This window comes from Pelagibius sp. CAU 1746 (assembly GCF_039839785.1).
Classification (GTDB): Bacteria; Pseudomonadota; Alphaproteobacteria; order Kiloniellales; family Kiloniellaceae; genus Pelagibius.
Genome location: NZ_JBDOQT010000001.1, coordinates 1,952,924 through 1,973,836, shown reverse-complemented (window position 1 = coordinate 1,973,836; position 20,913 = coordinate 1,952,924). Strand labels below are relative to the sequence as shown.

At 67.6% G+C, this 20,913-nt stretch carries 22 protein-coding genes; 7 read left to right on the top strand and 15 right to left on the bottom strand.

Features of this window, described 5'->3' with window-relative positions; all coding sequences use genetic code 11:
- Positions 1–45 precede the first annotated feature (45 nt).
- The 3 genes from AAFN88_RS09295 to AAFN88_RS09285 all read right to left on the bottom strand — a co-directional run bounded on the left by AAFN88_RS09295 (position 46) and on the right by AAFN88_RS09285 (position 2,451).
- On the bottom strand, positions 46–570 hold the full coding sequence (locus AAFN88_RS09295) for a peroxiredoxin-like family protein (RefSeq protein WP_347520008.1): 525 nt from the start codon (positions 568–570) through the stop codon (positions 46–48).
- A 62-nt stretch (positions 571–632) separates the two neighbouring features.
- Positions 633–1,214 carry a TetR/AcrR family transcriptional regulator gene (locus AAFN88_RS09290; RefSeq protein WP_347520007.1) on the bottom strand — a complete coding sequence of 194 codons (582 nt, stop codon included), beginning with the start codon at positions 1,212–1,214 and terminating at the stop codon, positions 633–635.
- A gap of 148 nt (positions 1,215–1,362) precedes the next feature.
- The gene (locus AAFN88_RS09285) at positions 1,363–2,451 is read right to left on the bottom strand and encodes a class I SAM-dependent methyltransferase (RefSeq protein WP_347520006.1); all 1,089 of its coding nucleotides are present in this window, start codon (positions 2,449–2,451) and stop codon (positions 1,363–1,365) included.
- 134 nt (positions 2,452–2,585) lie between these two features.
- On the opposite strand from AAFN88_RS09285, the gene AAFN88_RS09280 reads away from it, so the two are divergent.
- Positions 2,586–3,638: a helix-turn-helix domain-containing protein gene (locus tag AAFN88_RS09280; RefSeq protein ID WP_347520005.1), complete on the top strand. Its 1,053-nt coding sequence runs from the start codon at positions 2,586–2,588 to the stop codon at positions 3,636–3,638.
- Here AAFN88_RS09280 and AAFN88_RS09275 read toward each other — a convergent pair.
- From AAFN88_RS09275 to AAFN88_RS09220, 12 genes are all read right to left on the bottom strand, one after another.
- Positions 3,635–4,057, bottom strand: coding sequence for a hypothetical protein (locus tag AAFN88_RS09275; protein WP_347520004.1), 423 nt, complete (start codon positions 4,055–4,057; stop codon positions 3,635–3,637). The two genes, AAFN88_RS09280 and AAFN88_RS09275, sit on opposite strands and share 4 nt — an antisense overlap.
- Before the next feature lie 12 nt (positions 4,058–4,069).
- Entirely contained in the window at positions 4,070–4,774 is a 705-nt protein-coding gene (locus AAFN88_RS09270) for an HAD family hydrolase (RefSeq protein WP_347520003.1), read from the bottom strand.
- A 141-nt stretch (positions 4,775–4,915) separates the two neighbouring features.
- Entirely contained in the window at positions 4,916–6,424 is a 1,509-nt protein-coding gene (locus tag AAFN88_RS09265) for a bifunctional UDP-sugar hydrolase/5'-nucleotidase (RefSeq protein ID WP_347520002.1), read from the bottom strand.
- Positions 6,425–6,476: 52 nt separating this feature from the next.
- Positions 6,477–7,385 (bottom strand): phytanoyl-CoA dioxygenase family protein, encoded by a 909-nt coding sequence (locus AAFN88_RS09260; RefSeq protein ID WP_347520001.1) that lies wholly within the window; start codon positions 7,383–7,385, stop codon positions 6,477–6,479.
- 5 nt (positions 7,386–7,390) lie between these two features.
- On the bottom strand, positions 7,391–8,725 hold the full coding sequence (deoA, locus tag AAFN88_RS09255) for a thymidine phosphorylase (protein WP_347520000.1): 1,335 nt from the start codon (positions 8,723–8,725) through the stop codon (positions 7,391–7,393).
- Positions 8,725–9,516: a deoxyribose-phosphate aldolase gene (gene deoC / locus AAFN88_RS09250; protein WP_347519999.1), complete on the bottom strand. Its 792-nt coding sequence runs from the start codon at positions 9,514–9,516 to the stop codon at positions 8,725–8,727. The genes deoA and deoC overlap by 1 nt, the downstream gene beginning before the upstream one ends.
- Positions 9,509–10,321, bottom strand: coding sequence for a purine-nucleoside phosphorylase (locus tag AAFN88_RS09245; RefSeq protein WP_347519998.1), 813 nt, complete (start codon positions 10,319–10,321; stop codon positions 9,509–9,511). The genes deoC and AAFN88_RS09245 overlap by 8 nt, the downstream gene beginning before the upstream one ends.
- An 8-nt stretch (positions 10,322–10,329) precedes the next feature.
- Positions 10,330–10,728: a cytidine deaminase gene (gene cdd, locus AAFN88_RS09240; RefSeq protein WP_347519997.1), complete on the bottom strand. Its 399-nt coding sequence runs from the start codon at positions 10,726–10,728 to the stop codon at positions 10,330–10,332.
- Positions 10,729–10,731: 3 nt separating this feature from the next.
- Entirely contained in the window at positions 10,732–11,706 is a 975-nt protein-coding gene (locus AAFN88_RS09235) for an ABC transporter permease (RefSeq protein WP_347519996.1), read from the bottom strand.
- A 3-nt stretch (positions 11,707–11,709) separates the two neighbouring features.
- Entirely contained in the window at positions 11,710–12,840 is a 1,131-nt protein-coding gene (locus AAFN88_RS09230) for an ABC transporter permease (protein WP_347519995.1), read from the bottom strand.
- Positions 12,837–14,465: an ABC transporter ATP-binding protein gene (locus tag AAFN88_RS09225; protein WP_347519994.1), complete on the bottom strand. Its 1,629-nt coding sequence runs from the start codon at positions 14,463–14,465 to the stop codon at positions 12,837–12,839. Before AAFN88_RS09225 ends, AAFN88_RS09230 begins: the two co-directional genes overlap by 4 nt.
- A gap of 68 nt (positions 14,466–14,533) precedes the next feature.
- Positions 14,534–15,544, bottom strand: a complete 1,011-nt coding sequence (locus AAFN88_RS09220) for a BMP family ABC transporter substrate-binding protein (RefSeq protein WP_347519993.1) — start codon at positions 15,542–15,544, stop codon at positions 14,534–14,536.
- Positions 15,545–16,271: 727 nt separating this feature from the next.
- Between AAFN88_RS09220 and AAFN88_RS09215 the strand changes: the two genes are divergently transcribed.
- The 6 genes from AAFN88_RS09215 (at position 16,272) to AAFN88_RS09190 (ending at position 20,885) form a co-directional block, all read left to right on the top strand.
- Positions 16,272–16,565 (top strand): hypothetical protein, encoded by a 294-nt coding sequence (locus AAFN88_RS09215; RefSeq protein ID WP_347519992.1) that lies wholly within the window; start codon positions 16,272–16,274, stop codon positions 16,563–16,565.
- A gap of 131 nt (positions 16,566–16,696) precedes the next feature.
- Positions 16,697–17,608, top strand: coding sequence for a sugar kinase (locus AAFN88_RS09210; protein ID WP_347519990.1), 912 nt, complete (start codon positions 16,697–16,699; stop codon positions 17,606–17,608).
- 204 nt (positions 17,609–17,812) lie between these two features.
- Positions 17,813–18,127: a co-chaperone GroES gene (gene groES / locus AAFN88_RS09205; RefSeq protein ID WP_347519989.1), complete on the top strand. Its 315-nt coding sequence runs from the start codon at positions 17,813–17,815 to the stop codon at positions 18,125–18,127.
- 26 nt (positions 18,128–18,153) lie between these two features.
- A complete protein-coding gene (groL, locus tag AAFN88_RS09200; protein ID WP_347519988.1) occupies positions 18,154–19,794 on the top strand; it encodes a chaperonin GroEL in 1,641 nt (546 codons plus the stop codon).
- 172 nt (positions 19,795–19,966) lie between these two features.
- Positions 19,967–20,269, top strand: coding sequence for a metalloregulator ArsR/SmtB family transcription factor (locus tag AAFN88_RS09195; RefSeq protein ID WP_347519987.1), 303 nt, complete (start codon positions 19,967–19,969; stop codon positions 20,267–20,269).
- A gap of 58 nt (positions 20,270–20,327) precedes the next feature.
- Positions 20,328–20,885 carry a rhodanese family protein gene (locus tag AAFN88_RS09190; RefSeq protein WP_347519986.1) on the top strand — a complete coding sequence of 186 codons (558 nt, stop codon included), beginning with the start codon at positions 20,328–20,330 and terminating at the stop codon, positions 20,883–20,885.
- The last annotated feature ends 28 nt before the right edge of the window (positions 20,886–20,913 follow it).

Below are 20,913 nucleotides of genomic sequence, written 5' to 3'. Positions count from 1 at the left end.
CCAACGCCCCGTCGCCCGCCGGCTCCGGACGCGGCGGCGAGACGCTCAGGCCTCGCCGCGGGCGGGGTAGTCTTTTTCCTTGATAAAATCGATGGCTTTCAGAAGTTGGTCCAGCGGCGGACGAGCGAAGGGCAAGGTTTGGATGTAGGCGGCATAGAGCGTGCCGTCCGGCTTCATCAGGAAAAGGCCCGGCTCGCTGAACTGTGCCGGTTCCTCTATTCCGATCGAGGTCTTGCCGCGGCTGGTCGAGATCGGCAGCTCCAGTTCCCGCGCCTTTTCGATGCTGAGGCCATAGGCGACCGGTACTTCGGAGAGTTCCCAATCCTTCTTGGCCATCTCGGCACGCTCCTTGCCATCGCCGCTCACCGCGACCACGTCGACGCCTCGCGCCTTGAACTCGCTCATGCGCCGGTTCAGGTCCTGCAGGTAGTTCCGGCATAGCGGACAGTGAGCGCCCCGGTAGGTCACCACCATGGAGAGGCTTTCGGGCTTGCGCTCCGACAAGGTCCAGGTGCCGCCGTCGAGCAGCGGAAAGGACATTTCAGGGGCGGGGTGGCGTGTCTTCAGCATGTTCTTGACATCCTCTTGCATCTGATTTCTGGAACGATCATTCAAAAACAGGTCAAAAAAACTCAATCGAGCGATTCGAGTGCGATGCGCACCACGCTGCGCAGGGCGGCCCGCTCGGGCGACACCTTGGCCATCACGCGCAGGCCGTTCGCGGTGGCGGTGAGGAAGCGCGCCAGGTCGGCGGGCGACTTCCCGGCGCCGATCTCGCCCTCCTTGCGGGCGCGGGTCAGCACCCGGCGGAAGGCGGCCTCCATGGCCGCCATGTTGGCGGCCACGGCCAGCCGGGTGTCGCGGTCGTGCGGCGCCAGCTCGATGGCGGCGTTGGTCATGAGGCAGCCCAGCAGGCGCCCCTCGCCGACCGAGAACTCGATGACCTCTTTGAAGAAGGTGGCGATCTTCTCGCGCGCCGGCCCCGGCTCCTCCAGCTTGGCGAGGCGCCGGGCGCTGACGTGGCTGCGGTAGTGCTCCACCACCTCCAGGAAGAGGCCGTGCTTGTCGCCGAAGGTGTCGTAGAGGCTGCCGCGGTTGAGGCCGGTCGCGTCCACCAGGTCCTGCACCGAGGTCGCCTGATAGCCCTGGCGCCAGAAGACGCCCAGCGCCTTCTCCACCACCTCTTCACGTTCAAATCTGCGGGGCCGGGCCATGGGCCGGCTTCCTCCGCGCTCAGTTATGGAACGCTCATTCCATAACCTGCGGGAGGCCTCCCGTCAAGGACGGGGGCCAGAAGGAACAGGGAAGGGCACTATTCGCCGCAGTCGCGCCCTTCCCTGCGCCCGCAAGGCAGTCGGGAGACTAGGCCTTACGGGAGACGAACCAGACGTTCAAGGGGTCGTGGTCGAAGGTCGATTTCTCCGGCGCTGCGAAGCCCGCTTCCTTGAGCATCTCCAGCGCCGTTTCCCAGCCCCACATGGTGCCGAGGCCTGCGCCGCCCTGGCCCAGGGAGACCGGCATGCAGTGCATGCAGGAGGCGGTGTAGAGAAAGGCGGCCATGGGGAAATCCAGGTTGTTTTCCAGCTTCGCCGAGCCGCCGATATCCTGCATCAGGTAGACGCCGCCGGGCCGCAGCGCGCCGTAGAGGCCCTTCAATAGGCCCTGCGGGTCCTTCTGGTCGTGTACGGCGTCGAAGGAGGTCACGAGGTCGTAGGCGTCCTTCTCGTCGAAGCCGGTGAGATCGCGCCGTTCGAAGCGGATGTTCTCCAGCCCGGCGGCCCTGGCGGCCTGCTGCGCCCCGGCAACGGCGTCGGCGCAGAGGTCGTAGCCGGTGAAGCGGCTGTTGGGATAGCGCGCGGCCATGGCGATGAGGGCCCGACCGCTGCCGCAGCCCGCATCCAGCACGTCGATGCCCTCGGCCAGGCGGCCCGGCAGTTCCGGGGCCAGCGGCAGGATGAGGTCGAAGAGCTGCGCCACCACGGTCTGGCCGCTGTCCTCGGCCATCATCTGGTGGAAACAGGGATAGTCCTCGTAACGGGTGCCCTCGCCGGTCTCAAAGCATTCCACGATGCGGTCGTGGGCGGCGGCGATCACCGGGATGGCGTTGGCCGCCACCGCGAGGTTGCCCAGCGGCGCATCGCGGGTCAGGCAGGCGGCGTGCTCGGCCGGCAGGCAATAGCTTCCAGTCTTCACGTCATAGATGACGATGCCGCCGGTCACCATGGCGGCCAGCCATTCGCGCACGTAGCGCTCCGACAGTTCCGCCGCGTCGGCGATGGCCGCCGAGGTGCTGGGCGGCAAGCCGGCCAGGGTGTCGAAGAGGCCGCTGCGATGGCCCAGGGAAATCATCACCGTCACGGCCGCGGTGTTGACCATCCCGGCCATGCGTTCGGCAAAAGCCTCCGCAGCGGCCTCGTCGAAGGCCGGCAGGGCGCGTGTCGCTTCCATCATGTCGAATCTCACTCTCGAATTGGCGCGGCGAACTTCAATGCGGCGGGGAGAGATTGCAGAACGCGCCGGAAGAAGGTAAGTGGGAGAAACGCCGAAACAGAGGCGTTTCTGCCACGACAGCGAGGCCTCCGGCCATGGCCGCCCCCGCAGGAAGATCGGACCAGTCCGAAAATCCCATCCGCGTCACTATCTTGGCGCTGCCCGAAAGCTCCGCTTCGGTGCTCTACGGGCTCTATGACGTGCTTTCGAGCGCCGGGCGCCTGTGGTCGCAGATCACCGGCGAAACCGAGGCCGGCCCGACCATGGCCGTGGAGATCGTCTCCCCGTCGCGCGAGCCCTTCCGCTGCTGGGGCGGCGTGCCGGTCGCCCCGCAGGCGGCCCTGGCCGAGCGGCCGGAAAGCGATCTCGTGGTGGTGTCCGATCTGGCGATTCCCATCGATTTCGATCCGCGTGGCGCCTGGGCGGAGAGCGCCGCCTGGGTCCGGCAGCAGTACGAGGGCGGCGCCGTGGTGGCTGCCGTCTGCACCGGCTCGGTCCTTCTCGCCGAAGCCGGCCTGCTCGACGGCCGGACGGCGACCACGCACTGGGCCTTCGAACGCCTCTTCGCCACCCACTTCCCGGCGGTGAAGCTGAGCGTCAAGGACCTCATGCTGCCGGATGCCCCGGGGGGACGCATTCTTACCAGCGGCGGCGCCGCTTCCTGGGAAGACCTGGTGCTGCATCTCATCGCGCGCTTTTGCGGCGACGCGGAGGCCCGGCGCATGGCCAAAGCCTTCCTGATCGGCGACCGCAGCGACGGTCAACTGCCCTACGCCGCCATGGTCAAGCCGCGCCCCCACGACGACCAGGCGATCGCCGACTGCCAGCAGTGGATCGCCGAACACTATGCCGCGCCCAACCCGGTCAGCCGCATGGCCGAGCGTTCCGGCCTGCCGGAGCGCAGTTTCAAGCGGCGCTTTCAGGCGGCCACCGGCTTCAAGCCGGTCGTCTATGTGCAGACCCTGCGCGTGGAGGAAGCCAAGGAATACCTGGAGACCACAGACTGGCCGACCGAGCAGGTCGGCGCCACCGTCGGCTACGAGGACCCGGCCTTCTTCCGCCGCCTCTTCAAGCGGCACACCGGCATCACCCCCGCCCGATACCGCCAGCGCTTCCGCGGGCCGAGCAAAGCGGCCAGCGGCAGCTAAGCGACGACGATCTCAGCCGGAGTCCAGCGCTCGCGGCGGCGCCGGCGGCGTCCCGTCTCGTCCTCCGCCGAGTAGTCGGAGAGAATCAGCGTCCGAGTGAAGCGGGCGCTGTCAGCAAAGGCGTTTATGATGGCGACCGCATAAGTTCGCTCCCCGTCGGGCATGACCGCGGCCACGTAGACCCCACAGCGCCCGCAGAGATAGTAGTCGGCGATGCCGAGGCCGAAGCGGTAGCGCTGCACGGCGTCCTCATCGCGCAGGGTGAGCGTCACCTTGCCGGCCGGGTCGGACACCGCGCGCGAGGCATGCTTGCGGCAGAAGCTGCACTGGCAGGCCCGCACCTCGGTCTCCTCCGGCGCCACGTCGCTCTCGTAGGTGATGGCAATGGCGCCGCAGTGGCAGCCGCCGTGGTGTTTCACGAAAGCCTCCCCTCAGCCTTGTCCGCCGCGCAGGCGCTCCAGGAGGCCCGGCAACTCGCCGAGGCGCTCCAGGCGGTGGAAGCGTTCGCTCTCGGGATCCTCGTCGTGGGCCTCGTGGGCCCACAGCAGGGCGTAGGGCACGTGCACGCCGTGGCCGCCCAGCTCCAGGATAGGCAACACGTCCGAGGGCATGGAGTTGCCGACCATGACTGTGCGCTCCGGCGCGATGCCGTGACGCTGGAAGATGGCGTGGTAAACGCCGGCGTCCTTGCGCGGCACGATCTCCACCTGCTCGAAGTGGCCGGCCAGGCCGGAGCGTTCGATCTTGCTCGTCTGGTCGACGATGTCGCCCTTGGTGATGAGGATCACGCGGAAGCGCCCCTTCACCGCGTCCAGGGTCCGCTCGACATCGTCCAGCAGGTCGACCGGCGCCTCCATCATGGCCTTGCCGAGCCCAACGATCTCGTGGATATCTTCCGCCGTGATGCGGCACCCCGTAATCTGAATGGCCGCCTCCACCATGGACAACGTGAAACCCTTGATGCCGTAACCGAAGAGCGCGAGGTTCTTCATCTCCACGGTGAAGAGCGCGTCGTGGATGTCCTCGCCCGGGCGGTAGCGCTGCACGATCGCCTCCAGGGCCTTCTGGGTGTCCTGGAACAGGTGCTCGTTGTGCCACAGCGTGTCGTCGGCATCGAAGGCGACGGTATCGATCATTCTGCTTTCCCATCAGGATTTCGCCTCGCCCTTCGAGACGGGCTTTCAGCCCTCCTCAGGGTGAGGCGAGGTACCAGATTTGACCTCGTACTTCGAGGCGGCGCTGACGCGCCTCCTCAGCATAAGGTCAAATCTGTTCCCTCACTCCACCGCCTTGACGCGGCCCTCCACCTTGGGCGCGACCTCGCCGGCGGCGGCAACGAAGTCCATGACCATGGTGGCCATGTACTTGGCCGCGGCGGCGTCGATCAGGGTCTTGCCCTGGGTGAAGACGGTATAGCCGTCGCCGCCCTTGGCCAGAAAGTCGTTTGTCGCCACGGTGTAGGTCGCGGCCGGGTCCAGCGGCTTGCCGTTGACGCTGACCGACGTCACCCGTGCCCCCGGCGCCGCTTTGCGGCTCCACGTCATGGCGAGGCCGGAGGTGCTGGGAAAGCGCCCGGCGCCCTCCTCGACTCTGCTGACCCCGTGCTCCAGCGCTTCCCTGAGCTGCGCCCCGGTCAATTCCAGCTTCACCGTGCGGTTGCCGAAAGGCAGTTCGGTCTGGATATCGCGGCGGGTCAGCGTTACCCCGGCGGGATAGGTCTTGTCGCCGCGGATGCCGCCGCCGTTGGTGATGGCCACGTCGGCGGCCACGCCCTGACGGATCGCATCGGCGATGAGGTTGCCGATGGCGGTTTCCTCCCCGCGCACCGAGGCGCGGCGGCTGTCCAGCGGCGTCGCCGACTTCCCGACGGCAATGTCCAACTCCTTCGACAGCTTGTCGAGGTAGGCCTGCACCTTGGCGGCCATGGCGGCCTCCGGCTCGACGCCGGCGGTGGAGCGGATGCGGAATTGCGGCGTCCAGACGAAGGTCTGCTTGCCGCGGTTGTCGACCGTGTCCATGGTCACCTCGACCACCATGAGGTTCTCGCCCTGGGAGCCGGACTCCACGAAGGCGCGCTGGCCGTTGTAGTAGGTGATCTGCAGGTGGTCATGGCCGGACAACAGAATATCGATGCCGCTGTCGCCGTTGACCAGCTCCAGGTCCTCGGCGATGCCGGTGTGGGCCAGAGCGACCACCAGGTCGGCGCCGTTTTCGCGCAGATTGTCGCTCAGCTTGCGCGCGGTGGCGACCAGCGGCTCGAAAGTGACGCCCTCGGCGCTGGAGATCTCCGGCGTCTCCGGCGTGGTCAGTCCCAGGAAGCCGACGGTGTAGGGCCCGGCCTCGGCGGTCCAGGTGGCCAGGGTGCCCTCCAGCAGCGTGCCGTCCGTCATGGCATTGGACCCCAGGATCGTGAAACGCGCCTCGGCGACGCGCGCGCGCGTCACCGCCGCGCCGAAGTCGAACTCGTGGTTGCCCAGGACCATGATGTCCAGCTCGGCCTCGTTGAAGAGGTCCATCATGTGGGCGCCCTTGTCGAAGCCGGACAGCAGCGAGGGCGAGATGGTGTCGCCGCCGTGGGTGAAGATCGCGTGGGCCGCCGCCGCGCGCTCTTCATTGACCAAGGTCATGAGGCGCGCCAGACCGCCGCGGCCCTTGGAATCCTCGATGCGGTCGATGTCGTTGATGTGCAGGAGGGTCAGCTTGACCGGCTCCGCCGCAGACGGGGCGGCGAGCAGCAGGACAAGAGCGGAAGCGGCGAAGGCGATTTTTATCCTTTGATCAAACATCTTCGTTTCCCCTGTTGAAAAGCTGAAAGAAAACGTTTCGACAAAAATTCCTTCAGGGCGCCGCGAAGCCGCGCAGCGGCATGCCGGGGCCGCGCTGCAGCCAATTGTCCTCGGGATAGCGGCAGGCGCCGTCGATGAGGTGCAGGGTATAGGCGTGGCGCGAGCGCGCCGAGCGGTTGGGCGCACTGCCGTGCGGCAGCTTGCCGTGCAGCACCACCAGCGATCCCTTGGGGACCTCCAGCGGCACGGCCAGACTTTCATCCCAGGGTGAGGTGTCCAATCGCTCCATCGCCAGAGCTCCGTCCTTGCGCCGCCAGCGCTCGCGCAAGGGGCCGGCGTGACCGCCGGGCAGCGCCCAGAGGCAGCCGTTCTCCAGCGTCGCGTCCTCCAGGGCGAACCACAGACCGGTAACACTCAGGGGCTCGGTGTAGAGGAAGGTCGAGTCCTGGTGCCAGCCCACCTCGCCGCCGATGCGCGGCTGCTTGAAGATGTACATCGACTGCAGCAGCAGCGGCTCGGCGAGTTCCAGGTCGCCGGCCAGGGCCGCCAGCTGCGGCAGGCGCGAGAAGCGCGAGAAGACCGGGTCCAGGTCGTGCTGGGCATGGCCGATCTTGTTGATCGACAGGCGCTTGTCCTGGCGCAGCTCGCCCGCCGCGTCGAATGCCTCTTCCTCGAAGAAGAAGCGGATCTTGTCGCCGGACGCCAGGAAATAGTCGTCGCGGCCGTGCACCTGCCCGCGTGTCGAGAAGATGCTGGCGACCTCGCCGGGATCGAAGGCCGCCACCAGTTCCTCGGCCCGGGTCATGAGCGCGTCGCAGTCTGCGGCGGCGACCATATGCTCCAGCACCAGGAAACCGTCACGCGCGTAAGCCTCGCGCATCTGCGCGGTGAGGCGGCCGCCCGGCGGCGCGGCGAAGCGCGGCGGCTCGGAGGTTTGGCGGGCAGCAGTCGGGGCGAACATGCTCTTCAGACATCCTCCGCGGTGATGCGTTGATGGACGACCGGAGACGGTTCCGGTCCAGTCTCGCCGATCTGGAAGGCTTTCTGCAAGAGCGCCGCCGCCGCATCGGCGCCGGCCTCGTCGGCTGCGTGGACCACGGCCAGGGGGTCGGCCGCCGAAACCGTCTGTCCCAGGGGCACGATATCGTCGAAGCCGACGGCGGGATCGACGGCATCCTCGACGCGGCGCCGCCCGCCGCCCAGCTCGATCACCGCCAAGCCGACGGCGCGGGTGTCGATCGCGCCGACCACACCGGCCGCCTTGGCCTGCACCGCTCGGCGGACCGGCGCGCGCGGCAGGATCTCCCGGGCGCGCGCGAGGAAATCGGCTGGCCCGCCGAGTGCGGCCACCATGGCATCGAAGCGTTCGGCGGCCCGGCCCGAGACCAGGGCGTCCTCGGCCCTGGCCAGCGCGCTCCCGCGGTCGTCGGCCAGCGCACCGAGCAGCAGCATTTCGGCCGCCAGGGCCAGGGTCACCTCGCGCAGGCGCCGATCGCCCTGTCCGGTGACCAGGAGTTCGACGCACTCCATTACCTCGAGAGCGTTGCCGGCGGAGCGCCCAAGGGGCTGATCCATGTCGGTGATGAGAGCCGTGGTGGGCAGCCCGGCCCCGGCCGCCACCGAGACGATGCTCTCCGCCAGGTCGCGCGCCATCTCCGGCGTCGCGGCGAAGGCGCCGTTGCCGGCCTTCACGTCCATCACCAGGCCGCCCAGCCCGGCGGCCAGCTTCTTGGAGAGAATGGAGGCGGTGATGAGAGGAATGGATTCCACCGTCGCGGTGACGTCGCGCACCGCGTAGAGGCGCTTGTCGGCGGGGGCCAGGTCGGCGGTCTGGCCGATGATGGCGCAACCCGCCTCGGACACCACCTGCTGGAAGCGCACGATGTCCGGCGCGGTGTGGTAGCCGGGAATGGACTCCAGCTTGTCCAGGGTGCCGCCGGTGTGGCCGAGGCCGCGCCCGGAGATCATCGGCACGAAGGCGCCGCAGGCGGCCAGGACCGGCGCCAGGATCAGGCTCACCTTGTCGCCGACGCCGCCGGTGGAATGCTTGTCCAGCACCGGGCCCGGAAGATTTGCATCCTGCCAGTCGATGCGCCGCCCGCTGGCGGTCATGGCGCGGGTCAGCGCCACGGTCTCCTCCGGCGTCATACCGTTGAGGAAGACCGCCATGGCGAAAGCGGCGATCTGCCCTTCGCTCAAGCTGTCTTTGGCGATGCCCGCGACGAAGGCCTCGATCTCCTCGGCCGAGAGGCGCGCGCCGTCGCGCTTGTGGCGGATGATCTCCTGCGGCAGGAAAGCCATCAGTAAGTCCGTGACATATCCGGTGGGGCGGATGCAACCCCCAGAGCCGCCAACAGGTCGTCGAGCAGGCCGCTGGCGCCGAAGCGGAAGCGGCGCGGATTGGCCCAGCCCTCCCCCATGATGCGGTCGGCCTGCGCCAGATACTGCCCCGCCGTCTCGGTATCGCGGATCCCGCCGGCGGCCTTGAAGCCGACATCCCGACTTGTCTGGGGGCCGCTGTCCTTGATGGCCTGCAGCATGGCCTCCGCGGCCTCCAGGGTCGCCGAGACCTCGACCTTGCCGGTGGAGGTCTTGATGAAGTCCGCGCCCGCGGCGATGGCGTCACGGCTGGCCTCGTAGATCTTTTTCGTCTCGCCCAGGCGGCCGGTTTCCAGGATCACCTTCAGCAGCACATGTTCGCCGCAGGCCTTCTTGCAGAGGGCGATCATGTCCAGCGCCGCGGCGGTGTCGCCCGCCAGCCAGCGGTTATAGGGCATGACGAGGTCCACTTCGTCGGCGCCGTTGTTGACGATGTCCTCGGTCTGTTTCACCGCCTCGGCGATGTCGCCGCCCCCTGCGGGAAAGTTGGCGACCGCCGCCACGCGGATGCCGCTGTGCTCCAGCAGGCCGCGCGCTTCGGTGATGAAGCGCGGCCAGATGCAGACGGCGGCGACCGGCCCCGGCGCGGTGAGCGCGCGGTTGCACAGGACGGACACCGTTTCGACATCGTCATTGTCGCCCAGGCTGGTCAGGTCGAGCAGGCGGATGGCGCGCGCCGCCACCGCCTTGCGCTGCTCGGCTTGGTCAGACATCGCTCAGCTCCTCCAGAAAGGCGGTCAGCAGGCGGGTCATGTCGCCGGCCGCCGCCGTGGCATGCTTCATGGTGTGCTCGTGCGACAGGCTTTCCCCGGACAGGCCGGCGGCGAGGTTGGTGATCATGGAGAGCGCCGTGACCTTGAGGTCCAGCAGGCGCGCGACGATCACCTCGGGCACCGTCGACATGCCGACCGCGTCGCCGCCCAGCACCTGCGCCGCCCTGATCTCCGCCGGCGTTTCGAAGTGCGGGCCGCAGAACCACACGTAGACGCCCTCGCTGAGCGCGATGCCGAGACGCCCGGCAACATCCAGAATCTGCTCTCGCGCCGCCGGGTCGTAGGCGTCCACCAGGTTGACGAAGCGCGCGTTGCCCGCCAGCCCGAAGAGCGGCGAGACCCCGGCGAAGTTGATGTGGTCGCGCAGCAGCAGGAGGCGCCCTGGCCCTACCTGGGGGTCGAGGCTGCCGGCGGCGTTGGTGAGGATCAGGCGTGCACAGCCCAGTTCCTTCAGCGTCGTCAGCGCCAGGTTCATGCCGTCGGCGCGGCCGCACTCGTAGTAGTGGGCGCGGCCCTGCATCACCGCGACGCGGCGCCCCGCCAGCCGTCCCAGCACCAGGCTGCCGCCGTGGCCGGCGACCGAGGGCTGCGGGAAGCCCGGCAGGTCGGCGTAGCGCAGGATCACCTTCCGCTCCACCGCCTCGGCCACCGCACCCAGGCCGGAGCCCAAGACCAGCGCCACCTCCGGCGCTTCCGGGATCTGCTTGCGGATGAGATCGGCCGTCGCGGCCGCCGCCTCGAACATGCGGATGCTCACTCCCTGTCCAGGTTATCGGGACCGAAGGACAGCGGCAGCAGCTCGCCCAAGGTCACCGTCTTGCGCAGGCCCTCGGGCCCGCAGATGTGAATCGCCACCGCGTCGGCGGCGAACTCGCGCAGGCGCTGGCGGCAGCCGCCGCAGGGCGTCACCAGCTTGTCGCCCGCGCCCGCCACCGCGACCTCGGTGACGCGGGTCTCGCCGGCCATGACCATGGCCGAGAGGGCCGAGGTTTCGGCGCAGCAGCCCTCCGGATAGGCGGCGTTCTCCACGTTGCAGCCGGCATAGACCTTGCCGCTGGCCCCGCGCACCGCGGCGCCGACGGAGAAGTTCGAATAGGGCGCATAGGCTTTCGACATGGCGGCGACCGCCGCCTCGATCAGGTCCGCGCTCATGGTTCAGCGTTCCTTCACATAGGGCCTGCCGATGGCCTTGGGCGCCACGGCGCGGCCAATGAAGCCGGCCAGCAGCACCACTGTCAGCACGTAGGGCAACGCCTGGATGAGCTGCACCGGGATCGGCCCGATCACCGGCAGCTCGACGCCCTGCAGGCGGATGGCGATGGCGTCCAGGAAGCCAAACATGAGGCAGGCCAGCATGGCCGGCAGCGGACGCCACTTGCCGAAGATGAGGGCGGCCAGCGCGATGTAGCCCTGCCCCGCCGTCATCTCGCGCACGAAGGCGGCGTTCTGGGCGATGGAGAGGTAGGTGCCGGCGAAGCCGCAGAGCACGCCGTCGCAAAGCACGGCGGTATAGCGCAGCCGCGCGACCGAGATTCCCGCCGTGTCGACCGCGTTGGGGTTCTCGCCCACCGCCCGCAGGCGCAGGCCGAAGCGGGTGCGGTAGACCACCCACCAGGTGAGCGGCACCATGGCGAAGGCGACGTAGACCAGCAGGTTGTGGCCCGAAATCAGCTCGCTGTAGATCGCGCCGAGAACGGGCACGTCCGCCACGGCCTCGGCGCCCGGCAGGGTGATGGGCGTGAAGCGCGCGCTATTGGGCACCGACGGCGTCTGGCCGCCGCGTGCGAACCAGGCGGTGCCCAGCACCACCGTCAATCCGGAAACCAGGATGTTGATGGCGACGCCGCTGACCACCTGGTCGCCGCGGTGAGTGATGCAGGCAAAGCCATGCAGGAGCGCCAGACAGATGGAAACGGCAATGCCGGTCCCCAAGGCCAGCCAGGCCGAGCCGCTGACCGCGGCCATGCTGGCCGCCGCGAAGGCCGCCGCCAGCATCTTGCCCTCCAGGGAAATATCGATCACGCCGGAGCGCTCGGAGAACAGCCCGGCCATGGCGCAGAACACCAGCGGCGTCGCGACGCGCAGGGTGGCGTCGAAAGAGAGCAGCAGGTTCAGGAGAAGGTCGGTCACCGTCTAACCCTCCTGCGCCGCCGGGCGCTGCGTCATGCCGACGATGCGCAGGTAGGCCCGCTCCACCGGCCCCTTCATCATGTAGGCCAGCGCACCGGAAAAGAGAATCACCAGGCCCTGGATGGTCACCACCATCTCGCGGGTCACCTTGGGTTCCTCGAAGGCCAACTCGGCGCCGCCCTGGTACAGCATGCCGAACAACAGGCTGGCCAGGACGATGCCGATGGGATGGTTGCGCCCCATCAGCGCCACGGCGATGCCGGTGAAGCCATAGCCGGCGGTGAAGTTCAGCAGGAGGCGGTGGTGAACGCCCATGACCTCGTTGATGCCGACGAAGCCTGCCAGCGCGCCGGAGACGCACATGGCCAACATGACCACCTTCTTCGGATCGATACCGGCATAGACCGCCGCCGTCTCGTTGGCCCCGACGGTGCGAATCTCATAGCCCCAGCGAGTACGCCAGATGAAGAGGTAGACCAGCACGCAGCAGACCGCCGCCCAAACGGCGGACAGATTCAACGGCGAGGGAGTCACCGCAATGCCGAACCAGCCGAACATCTCATGCACGAAGGGCAGATGTCCGGCCTCGGCGAACTCACGGCTCTCGGGCGACATGTTGCCGGGCTGGATCAACACGTTCACCATCAGATAGACCATCAGCGCCGCGGCGATGAAGTTGAACATGATGGTGGTGATGACGATGTGGCTGCCGCGATAGGCCTGCAGGTACGCGGGGATGGCGGCCCAGGCGGCGCCGAAGGCGGCGGCCAGCAGGATCGACAGCGGCAGGAGGACGATGAAGGGCAGATAGGGGTCCAGCGCCAGGATACCGAGCCCGACGCCCAGGCCGCCGATGTAGGCCTGGCCCTCGCCGCCGATGTTGAAGAGACCGGCGTGGAAGGCGACGGCCACGGCCAGCCCGGTGAAGACGAAGTTGGTGGTGTAGTAGAGGGTGTAGCCCAGAGCCTCGTCATAGCCGAAGGCGCCATAGAGGATGATCTCCACCGCCTGCAGCGGGTCGACGCCGATGGCGAAGAGGATGACGCCTGAAACCAGGAAAGCCAGGGCGATGTTGACCAGCGGAATGAGGCCGACGTCGATCCAGACCGGTATCTTGACGGAAGCGGTGCTCATTCCGGCCCCACCGCGATCGCGCCGGGCAGGCCGGGATGGGTGGCCAGCGCCTCCTCTTCCGTCGCCGCGTTGGCCATCATGAGGCCCAGCAGACGCTCGTCGGCCTGCGCCGCCGGCACCTCGCCGACGATACGGCCCTCGAACATCACCAGTATGCGGTCGCTGAGCGACATGATCTCGTCCAGTTCCACCGAAACTAGCAGCACCGCGCTGCCGGCGTCGCGCATGGCGATGAGGTTCTTGTGGATGAACTCGATGGCGCCGATGTCGACGCCGCGCGTCGGCTGGCCCACCAGCAGCAGGCGCGGGCGGCGCGACAGCTCGCGCGCCAGCACCATCTTCTGCTGGTTCCCGCCGGAGAAGTTGGCCGTCTTCAGTGCCGGGGCCTGGGGGCGCACATCGAAGTCGGCCATCTTCTTGGCGCAGTCGGCACGGATCGCTTCGCCCTTCATGAAAAGTCCGCTGTTGTAGGCCGGGTCGCGGTGATAGCCGAGGATCGCCGATTCCTCGGCCTCGAAACCGCGCACCAGGCCACTGCGCAGACGGTCTTCCGGCACGTGAGCGGCTCGCATCGCCCGCATGGTGGCCGGATCCAGGGCGCGCGTCGCCGAGAAGCGCTCACCCAGCAGCTCAAAATGGCCGGAGGTAACCGGGCGGATGCCGGAAAGTAGTTCCAGAAGCTCGCTCTGGCCGTTGCCCGAAACCCCGGCGATGCCGACCACCTCGCCGGCGCGCACCCGGAAGCTCACATGGTCGACGCGAGCCACGCCGGCCCGGTCGATGAAAGTCAGGTCTTCCACCGAGAGCACGGTGTCGCCGACCTTCGGCGCCTGCTTTTCGACCCGCAGCAGCACCTTCCTGCCGACCATCAGCTCGGCCAGCTCTTCCTTGCTGGTCTCCGCCGTGACCCGGTCAGCGACCATCTCGCCGCCGCGCATGACCGAGACGTTGTCGGTGATGGCCATGATCTCGCGCAGCTTGTGGGTGATCAGCACAACCGTCACGCCTTGCCGGCGCAGCGAATCGAGAATGCGGAAAAGCTGGTCGGTTTCCTGCGGGGTCAGGACGCCGGTCGGCTCGTCGAGGATCAGGATCTCGGCGCCGCGATAGAGCGCCTTCAAGATCTCGACGCGCTGCTGCTGGCCCACCGGCAACTCGCCGGCCAGAGCGTCGGGATCGACATCCAGGCTGTAGTCGCGCTCCAGGCGTTCCAGCTCGGCACGGGCCTTGGCAACGCTGGAGGTGAGGATGGCGCCCGATTCCGCCCCCAGCATGATGTTCTCCACCACACTCATGGTGTCGACCAGCATGAAGTGCTGGTGGACCATGCCGATGCCCGCGTCGATGGCGTCGCGCGACGTGCGGACCGGCGTCGGCTTGCCACCGATGAGGATTTCGCCGCTATCGGCCTCGTAGAAGCCGTAGAGGATGCTCATCAGGGTCGACTTGCCGGCGCCGTTCTCGCCGATGATGCCGTGGATGGTGCCGGCCCGGACGGTCAGGCAGACGTCCTTGTTGGCCTGAACCGCGCCGAAGGCCTTGTTGATGTGACGCAGCTCGATGGCCGGCGGCGCAGCGTCCTGGCCGGGCTGTGCGCCGGGCGCTATATGCGTGTCTTCAGCCACGAGACCCCCTGCAGCCGCCCGGAGGCCCCGGTCCGGCGCAGGACCGGACGGGGCCTACCGGCCGGAAACTAGTAGCTGCAGCTGTCGCTGGCCATGTAGTCGTGGACCTGCAGCTTGCCGGCGACGATATCGGCGGACGCAGCCTCGACCTTGGCCTTCATCTCGTCGGTGATGAGATCCTTGTTGTACTCGTCCAGCGCCCAACCGACACCGTCCTCGGCCAGACCCAGCACCTGGATGCCGGAAGTCCACTTGTCGTCATGGGCGTCCTTGAAGGCGGTATAGGCGGCCACGTCGACGCGCTTCAGCATGGAGGTCAGCATGGTGCCGGGGTGCAGGTAGTTCTGGTTGGAGTCGACCCCTATGGCCAGCTTGCCGCTGTCTTCGGCCGTCTGGTAGACGCCGACCCCGGTGCCGCCGGCGGCGGCATAAACCACGTCGACGCCCCGGTCGAACTGGCTCTTGGCCAGCTCCGAGCCCCGGGTCGGATCGTTCCAGGCCGCCGGCGTGGTGCCGGTCATGTTCTGCACCACTTCGGTGTCCTTGCTGACGAACTTGGCGCCCTGCTCATAGCCGCAGGCGAACTTGCGGATCAGCGGGATGTCCATGCCGCCGACAAAGCCGACCTTGCCGGTCTGGGACTTCAGCGCCGCGATCATGCCCACCAGGAAGGAACCTTCATGCTCCTTGAACACGATGGAGCGCACGTTCGGCAGATCCACCACGGCGTCGATGATGGCGAAATGGGTATCCGGAAACTCCTTGGCCACCTTCTCCAACGCCGGGGCCTGCGCGAAACCGACGCCGACCACCGGATTGGCGCCGCGCTGGGCCATGCGCCGCAGCGCCTGCTCGCGCTGAGTTTCGTTGGTGACCTCGAATTCGCGGTATTCGAGACCGGATTCCTTCTTGAAGCGTTCGACACCGTTGTAGACGCCCTCGTTGAAGGATTTGTCGAACTTGCCGCCCATGTCGAAAACCACGGCCGGGCTGAATTCGGCCGCGGCGGCTGTGGACAAGGAAGCCAGTGACGTGGAAACGACCAGGGCCGCCGCAGCGGCGGTGACTTTGCGTAACATGAAGATGCCTCGCCTGAGTTCTTGTTGTTCGCTTCATATCGCAGCGCCGCGTGCAGCCGGAAGGTGGCCCGCAACCGCCGCGCACAAGAAGCTACGCTACCACGAACGCCCGGAAGCGCCAGTTCAAAGTGGCCTCCTTGCGCTTCAACCGGCGGCGAAAGCGGGAATGAGGGAAAGCGCGAAAAAAGACCGGGCCGCCTGGGGCCCGGCCCTGAGTGAGCTGGGGCTCTCGAACCGCTGCAAGGCCGGAATTCGCACCCGAAGCTGCGATCCCTGCCGCGGGGCGCGGACACCCGGCCGGCTACCGGCCTTAGGGGGTGCAGGCCGGTTCCCCGAACACCTCACAGCGCCGCCGGCCGCGACCCTTCCATAGGAGACCGGCCATTTCGCGAAACCGGCCGGAAGGTCAAAGGCGCGCCCGCGGCACCGCGCAGGATAGAGAGCCGAGGTTACGGAGATTTGTCCGCGGAATGACAATCGTGTCACCCCCGGGCCCGCCCCTGCGAAAACCGGCGGCGGAGCGTCGAGCTTCCGGCTGGCCCGCAAGCCCGGCTCATCGGCAGTCCCAGCCGGCCGATTGAGACCTGATTGTCACAAATAGGTCAGATCATTCTCATGCCTGCGGGCCAATATAGGGCAAAGGCCAAAGTGGCGTTGCGTGAGGGGAAGTTTCGATCGGCAACCGCGTCCCGCAAGGGGACGCAACGCAATCTGAAAGGCAGAATTCATGATCGAACAGCATGCGGTCCGGAAAACCGCCGCCCGGCGGCCCGCCGTCTCCGTGGCCCAGCGGGAGCCTGCCCGGCGAGAGCGGCCCGGTGCGGAACCGCCCGGACGCAAGCCCCAGGGGGAAACCGCCGACTGGATCGTCGGCGAACCCTCGGTGGAGGACCTCCTGCGCGATCCCCTGATCCATGCCGTCCTGCGGCGCGACGGCCTCGGCCTGCAGGACCTGCTGCAGGCCGTCGCCCTGGGCCGCAGCCGCCTGGCCCCGCCCAGGGTGGAGAACGACGCCGCCTGACGTCCGCCGTCGGCCGTCCCCGCACCCCCAGGACTTGCGGCGACGGCGCACAGCCGCTATTGGCTGTGACGCAGCGCGCCGCAAGGCGCGCCGCAGACCAACGGGCGACAAGCAGGCAAACGGGGCGGGGTATGCTGCGCATCGCAAGCATCGGCGAATGCATGATCGAGCTCTCGGAAACCGCCGGAGGTGACGGCGCCATGCACCTCACCTTCGGCGGCGACACCCTGAACACGGCGGTCTATCTCGCCCGCTCCCTCGGCGACTGCGATGCCGAGGTGCACTATGTCACCGCCCTGGGCGACGATCCCTTCAGCGACGAGATGCTGGCCGCCTGGCAGGGCGAGGGCTTGAAGACCGACCAGGTGCGCCGCCTGCCCGGCCGCCTGCCCGGCCTCTACATCATCCGCACCGACGAAAACGGCGAGCGCAGCTTCCACTACTGGCGCAACGCCGCCGCCGCCCGCGAGCTCTGCCGCCCCGAGCAGGCCGAAGCCCTGAAGGGCGCCCTCGCCGGCTTCGACTTGGTCTATCTCTCCGGCATCACGCTCGGCATCCTCGATGCCGAGAGCCGCGGGCGTCTCTTCGGCCTGCTGGAAACCCTGAAGCAGGGCGGTTGCCGCATCGCCTTCGACACCAACTACCGCCCGCGCCTCTGGGAGAGCCCCGAGGAGGCCCGCGAAGCCGCCACCAAGGTGTTGTCCCTGGCCGACATCGCGCTGCCGACCTTCGAGGACGACGCCGCCCTGTTCGGCGACACCGGCCCGGAGGCCACGGTCGAGCGCCTGTTCGGCCTGGGAGTCGAGGAAGTCGTGGTGAAATGCGGGGCCGAGCCCTGCGTCATCGGGCGGCGGCGCGGCATCGCCCGCGTCACGGGCGAGAAGGTCGAAAAGCCGCTGGACACCACCGCGGCCGGCGACTCCTTCAACGGCGCCTATCTGGCCGCGCGCTTGGCCGGCGCCGGGCCCGAGGAGGCCGCGGCCGCCGGTCACCGCCTGGCCGCCCGGGTCATCGCCACCAAGGGCGCCATCATCCCGGCCTGAGCCGCTCGCCTTTATAGACGACCTCACTTACCTGTTGATTTTTCAGCATTTCCTGGTCCAGCGCCGCCGCACGCCGCTCCATGTAAAATTTCCACGCGAAAAGGCTTGAAAGCCTCCGGGAATCTGCCTAAATCGAGGCCGATTTAGCACTCTATTGTGGAGAGTGCTAGCTGGTACAGGCAGCGATTCACAAGGGGAAAACCTATGAAATTCAGACCTTTGCATGACCGCGTCGTCATTCGCCGCGTCGAGGAAGACACCAAGACCGCCGGCGGCATCATCATTCCCGACACCGCCAAGGAAAAGCCCAGCCAGGGCAAAGTGGTCGCCGTCGGCCCGGGCGCCCGCAACGAGAAGGGCGAACTGGTCGCCCTCGACGTGAAGGCCGGCGACACCGTGCTGTTCGGCAAGTGGTCGGGCACCGAGGTGAAGATCGATGGCGAAGACCTCCTGATCATGAAGGAGTCCGACATCATGGGCGTGATCGAGGCCACCAAGGCCTCCAAGAAGGCCGCCTAAAGCGCAGTTCTTAGGAGAGAACGAACATGTCTGCGAAAGACGTCAAATTTTCCACCGACGCGCGCGAGCGCATGCTGCGCGGCGTCGACATCCTGGCCGATGCGGTCAAGGTCACGCTGGGCCCCAAGGGCCGCAACGTGGTTCTCGACAAGTCCTTCGGCGCGCCCCGCGTCACCAAGGACGGCGTGACCGTGGCCAAGGACATCGAACTGAAGGACAAGTTCGAGAACATGGGCGCCCAGATGGTGCGCGAAGTGGCGTCCAAGACCAACGACATCGCCGGTGACGGCACCACCACGGCGACCGTGCTGGCCCAGTCCATCGTCCGCGAGGGCGTGAAGGCGGTGGCCGCGGGCATGAACCCCATGGACCTGAAGCGCGGCATCGACCTCGCCGTGACGGCCGTGGTCGATGAGTTGCAGAAGCGCTCACGCAAGGTGACCGCCAACGAGGAGATCGCCCAGGTCGGCACCATCTCCGCCAACGGCGATGCCGAGGTCGGCGCCATGCTGGCCGAGGCCATGCAGCGTGTCGGCAACGAGGGCGTGATCACCGTCGAGGAAGCGAAGTCGCTGGAGACCGAGCTCGAGGTCGTCGAAGGCATGCAGTTCGATCGCGGCTATCTCTCCCCCTACTTCATCACCGACGCCGACAAGATGCAGGCGGTCCTGGAAGACCCCTACATCCTGATCCACGAGAAGAAGCTCTCCGGCCTGCAGGCCATGCTGCCGCTGCTGGAAGCCGTGGTGCAGTCCGGCAAGCCGCTGCTGGTGGTGGCCGAGGACGTCGAGGGCGAGGCCCTGGCCACCCTGGTGGTCAACCGCCTGCGCGGCGGCCTGAAGGTCGCCGCCGTGAAGGCGCCGGGCTTCGGCGACCGCCGCAAGGCCATGCTGGAGGACATCGCGACCCTGACCGGGGGCCAGGTGGTGTCCGAGGACGTCGGCATCAAGCTGGAGAACGTCACCCTGGATATGCTGGGCCGCGCCAAGCGGGTCATCATCACCAAGGAAGAGACCACGGTGGTCGACGGCGCCGGCAAGAAGGCCGACATTCAGTCCCGCGTCGGTCAGATCAAGGCGCAGATCGAGGAGACCTCCTCGGACTACGACCGTGAGAAGCTGCAGGAGCGTCTGGCCAAGCTGGCCGGCGGCGTTGCGGTGATTCGCGTCGGCGGCGCCACCGAAGTCGAGGTGAAGGAGCGCAAGGACCGCGTCGACGACGCCCTCCACGCGACCCGCGCCGCGGTCGAGGAAGGCATCGTCCCCGGCGGCGGCGTCGCCCTGCTGCGGGCCGCGGCCAAGCTCGCCAAGCTGGAAACCGAAAACGACGACCAGAAGGTCGGCATCCGCATCGTGCGCAAGGCCCTGGAAGCGCCGGTACGCCAGATCGCCCAGAACGCGGGGACCGACGGCTCCATCGTGGTCGGCAAGATCCTGGAGAACAAGGACGCCCAGTGGGGCTACAACGCCCAGACCGGCAAGTACACCAACCTGGTGAAGGATGGCGTCATCGACCCGACCAAGGTCGTGCGCGCCGCCCTGCAGGACGCCGCCTCGGTGGCCGGCCTGCTGATCACCACGGAGGCCATGGTCGCCGACAAGCCCGAGAAGAAGGAGCCGGCGATGCCCGCCGGCGACATGGGCGGCATGGGCGGCATGGGCTTCTAATCCTGCCCAACTCCGTAAACTCAGATGCGACTTTCGGGGCCGGTTTCGACCGGCCCCTTTCTTTTTTCGGTGGCAAGTCCTTGAAATCACAGCCCGCAAAGGGCCCGCCCGACGCTCCTCCTTGACGTCTAGAAAATATATTCATATATATGAAGATATGAACTTGCGAGACATGCAAAGCTCGGCCACGGCGGCCGCCGACCTGATGAAGGCGCTGTCCAGCGAGAACCGCCTGCTGCTGCTGTGCCAGCTCGCCGACGGCGAGAAGACAGTGGGCGAACTGGCGGAGACCCTGGGCCTGCGTCAGGCCGCGGTTTCCCAGCAGCTCGCCCTGCTGCGGCGCGACGGGCTGGTCAACGCCCGGCGCGACGGCCGCACGATGCATTACAGCCTGACCGGCCGCGAGGCCCGCGCCGTCATCATGCTGCTTTACGAACTGTACTGCGTGCCGGCGCGGCAGACGGTCGAAACCTGACCCAGCCCGCCGCTGCCCGGCACCCCGAACACGCCTGACGACGAGGAGTATCTAGAAAATGTCCACGCTCAATAAGATCGATGCGCACAAGGCCAAGTCCCTGATCGACAGCGGCGCGGCGATCCTGGTGGATATCCGCGAGAGCGACGAATTCGCCCGCGAGCACGTGCCCGGGGCGCACCATGTGCCGCTGTCGGGGTTCAGCCCCAGCGACTTCCCGCAGGACCGCCAGAAGGCCGCCATCTTCCACTGCGCCAGCGGAACGCGCACGGCCGAGGCCGCGCCGCGCATCCTGGCCAGCGGCTTCGCCGAGGTCTACATGCTGGAGCAGGGCCTGGCAGGCTGGAAAAAGGCCGGTCTTCAGACGGTGATCAACCGGAAGGCGCCGATCTCCATCCAGCGCCAGGTGCAGATCACCGCCGGCATGATGGTGCTGATCGGCGTGATCCTGGGCTTCACCGTCTCGCCCTGGTTTTTCGCGCTGTCCGGCTTCGTCGGCGCCGGCCTGACCTTCGCGGGCGTCTCCGGCACCTGCGCCATGGCAAGCCTGCTGGCCTTCATGCCCTGGAACCGCCGGGTGATGGCGCCCACCACCACCCTGGCACAGGGTTCCTAGTACGGGGTTCCCGGTGCGGGGCTTCTAG

Bases quoted from the DNA above. Each gene is read 5' to 3' on its own strand.
- groES (WP_347519989.1), top strand. From the start codon at position 17,813: ATGAAATTCAGACCTTTGCATGACCGCGTCGTCATTCGCCGCGTCGAG.
- AAFN88_RS09230 (WP_347519995.1), bottom strand. From the start codon at position 12,840: ATGAGCACCGCTTCCGTCAAGATACCGGTCTGGATCGACGTCGGCCTC.
- groL (WP_347519988.1), top strand. From the start codon at position 18,154: ATGTCTGCGAAAGACGTCAAATTTTCCACCGACGCGCGCGAGCGCATG.
- deoA (WP_347520000.1), bottom strand. From the start codon at position 8,725: ATGGCTTTCCTGCCGCAGGAGATCATCCGCCACAAGCGCGACGGCGCG.
- AAFN88_RS09295 (WP_347520008.1), bottom strand. From the start codon at position 570: ATGCTGAAGACACGCCACCCCGCCCCTGAAATGTCCTTTCCGCTGCTC.
- AAFN88_RS09190 (WP_347519986.1), top strand. From the start codon at position 20,328: ATGTCCACGCTCAATAAGATCGATGCGCACAAGGCCAAGTCCCTGATC.
- AAFN88_RS09290 (WP_347520007.1), bottom strand. From the start codon at position 1,214: ATGGCCCGGCCCCGCAGATTTGAACGTGAAGAGGTGGTGGAGAAGGCG.
- AAFN88_RS09215 (WP_347519992.1), top strand. From the start codon at position 16,272: ATGATCGAACAGCATGCGGTCCGGAAAACCGCCGCCCGGCGGCCCGCC.
- AAFN88_RS09195 (WP_347519987.1), top strand. From the start codon at position 19,967: ATGCAAAGCTCGGCCACGGCGGCCGCCGACCTGATGAAGGCGCTGTCC.
- cdd (WP_347519997.1), bottom strand. From the start codon at position 10,728: ATGAGCGCGGACCTGATCGAGGCGGCGGTCGCCGCCATGTCGAAAGCC.
- AAFN88_RS09220 (WP_347519993.1), bottom strand. From the start codon at position 15,544: ATGTTACGCAAAGTCACCGCCGCTGCGGCGGCCCTGGTCGTTTCCACG.
- AAFN88_RS09210 (WP_347519990.1), top strand. From the start codon at position 16,697: ATGCTGCGCATCGCAAGCATCGGCGAATGCATGATCGAGCTCTCGGAA.
- AAFN88_RS09260 (WP_347520001.1), bottom strand. From the start codon at position 7,385: ATGTTCGCCCCGACTGCTGCCCGCCAAACCTCCGAGCCGCCGCGCTTC.
- AAFN88_RS09245 (WP_347519998.1), bottom strand. From the start codon at position 10,321: ATGTTCGAGGCGGCGGCCGCGACGGCCGATCTCATCCGCAAGCAGATC.
- deoC (WP_347519999.1), bottom strand. From the start codon at position 9,516: ATGTCTGACCAAGCCGAGCAGCGCAAGGCGGTGGCGGCGCGCGCCATC.
- AAFN88_RS09285 (WP_347520006.1), bottom strand. From the start codon at position 2,451: ATGATGGAAGCGACACGCGCCCTGCCGGCCTTCGACGAGGCCGCTGCG.
- AAFN88_RS09265 (WP_347520002.1), bottom strand. From the start codon at position 6,424: ATGTTTGATCAAAGGATAAAAATCGCCTTCGCCGCTTCCGCTCTTGTC.
- AAFN88_RS09270 (WP_347520003.1), bottom strand. From the start codon at position 4,774: ATGATCGATACCGTCGCCTTCGATGCCGACGACACGCTGTGGCACAAC.
- AAFN88_RS09280 (WP_347520005.1), top strand. From the start codon at position 2,586: ATGGCCGCCCCCGCAGGAAGATCGGACCAGTCCGAAAATCCCATCCGC.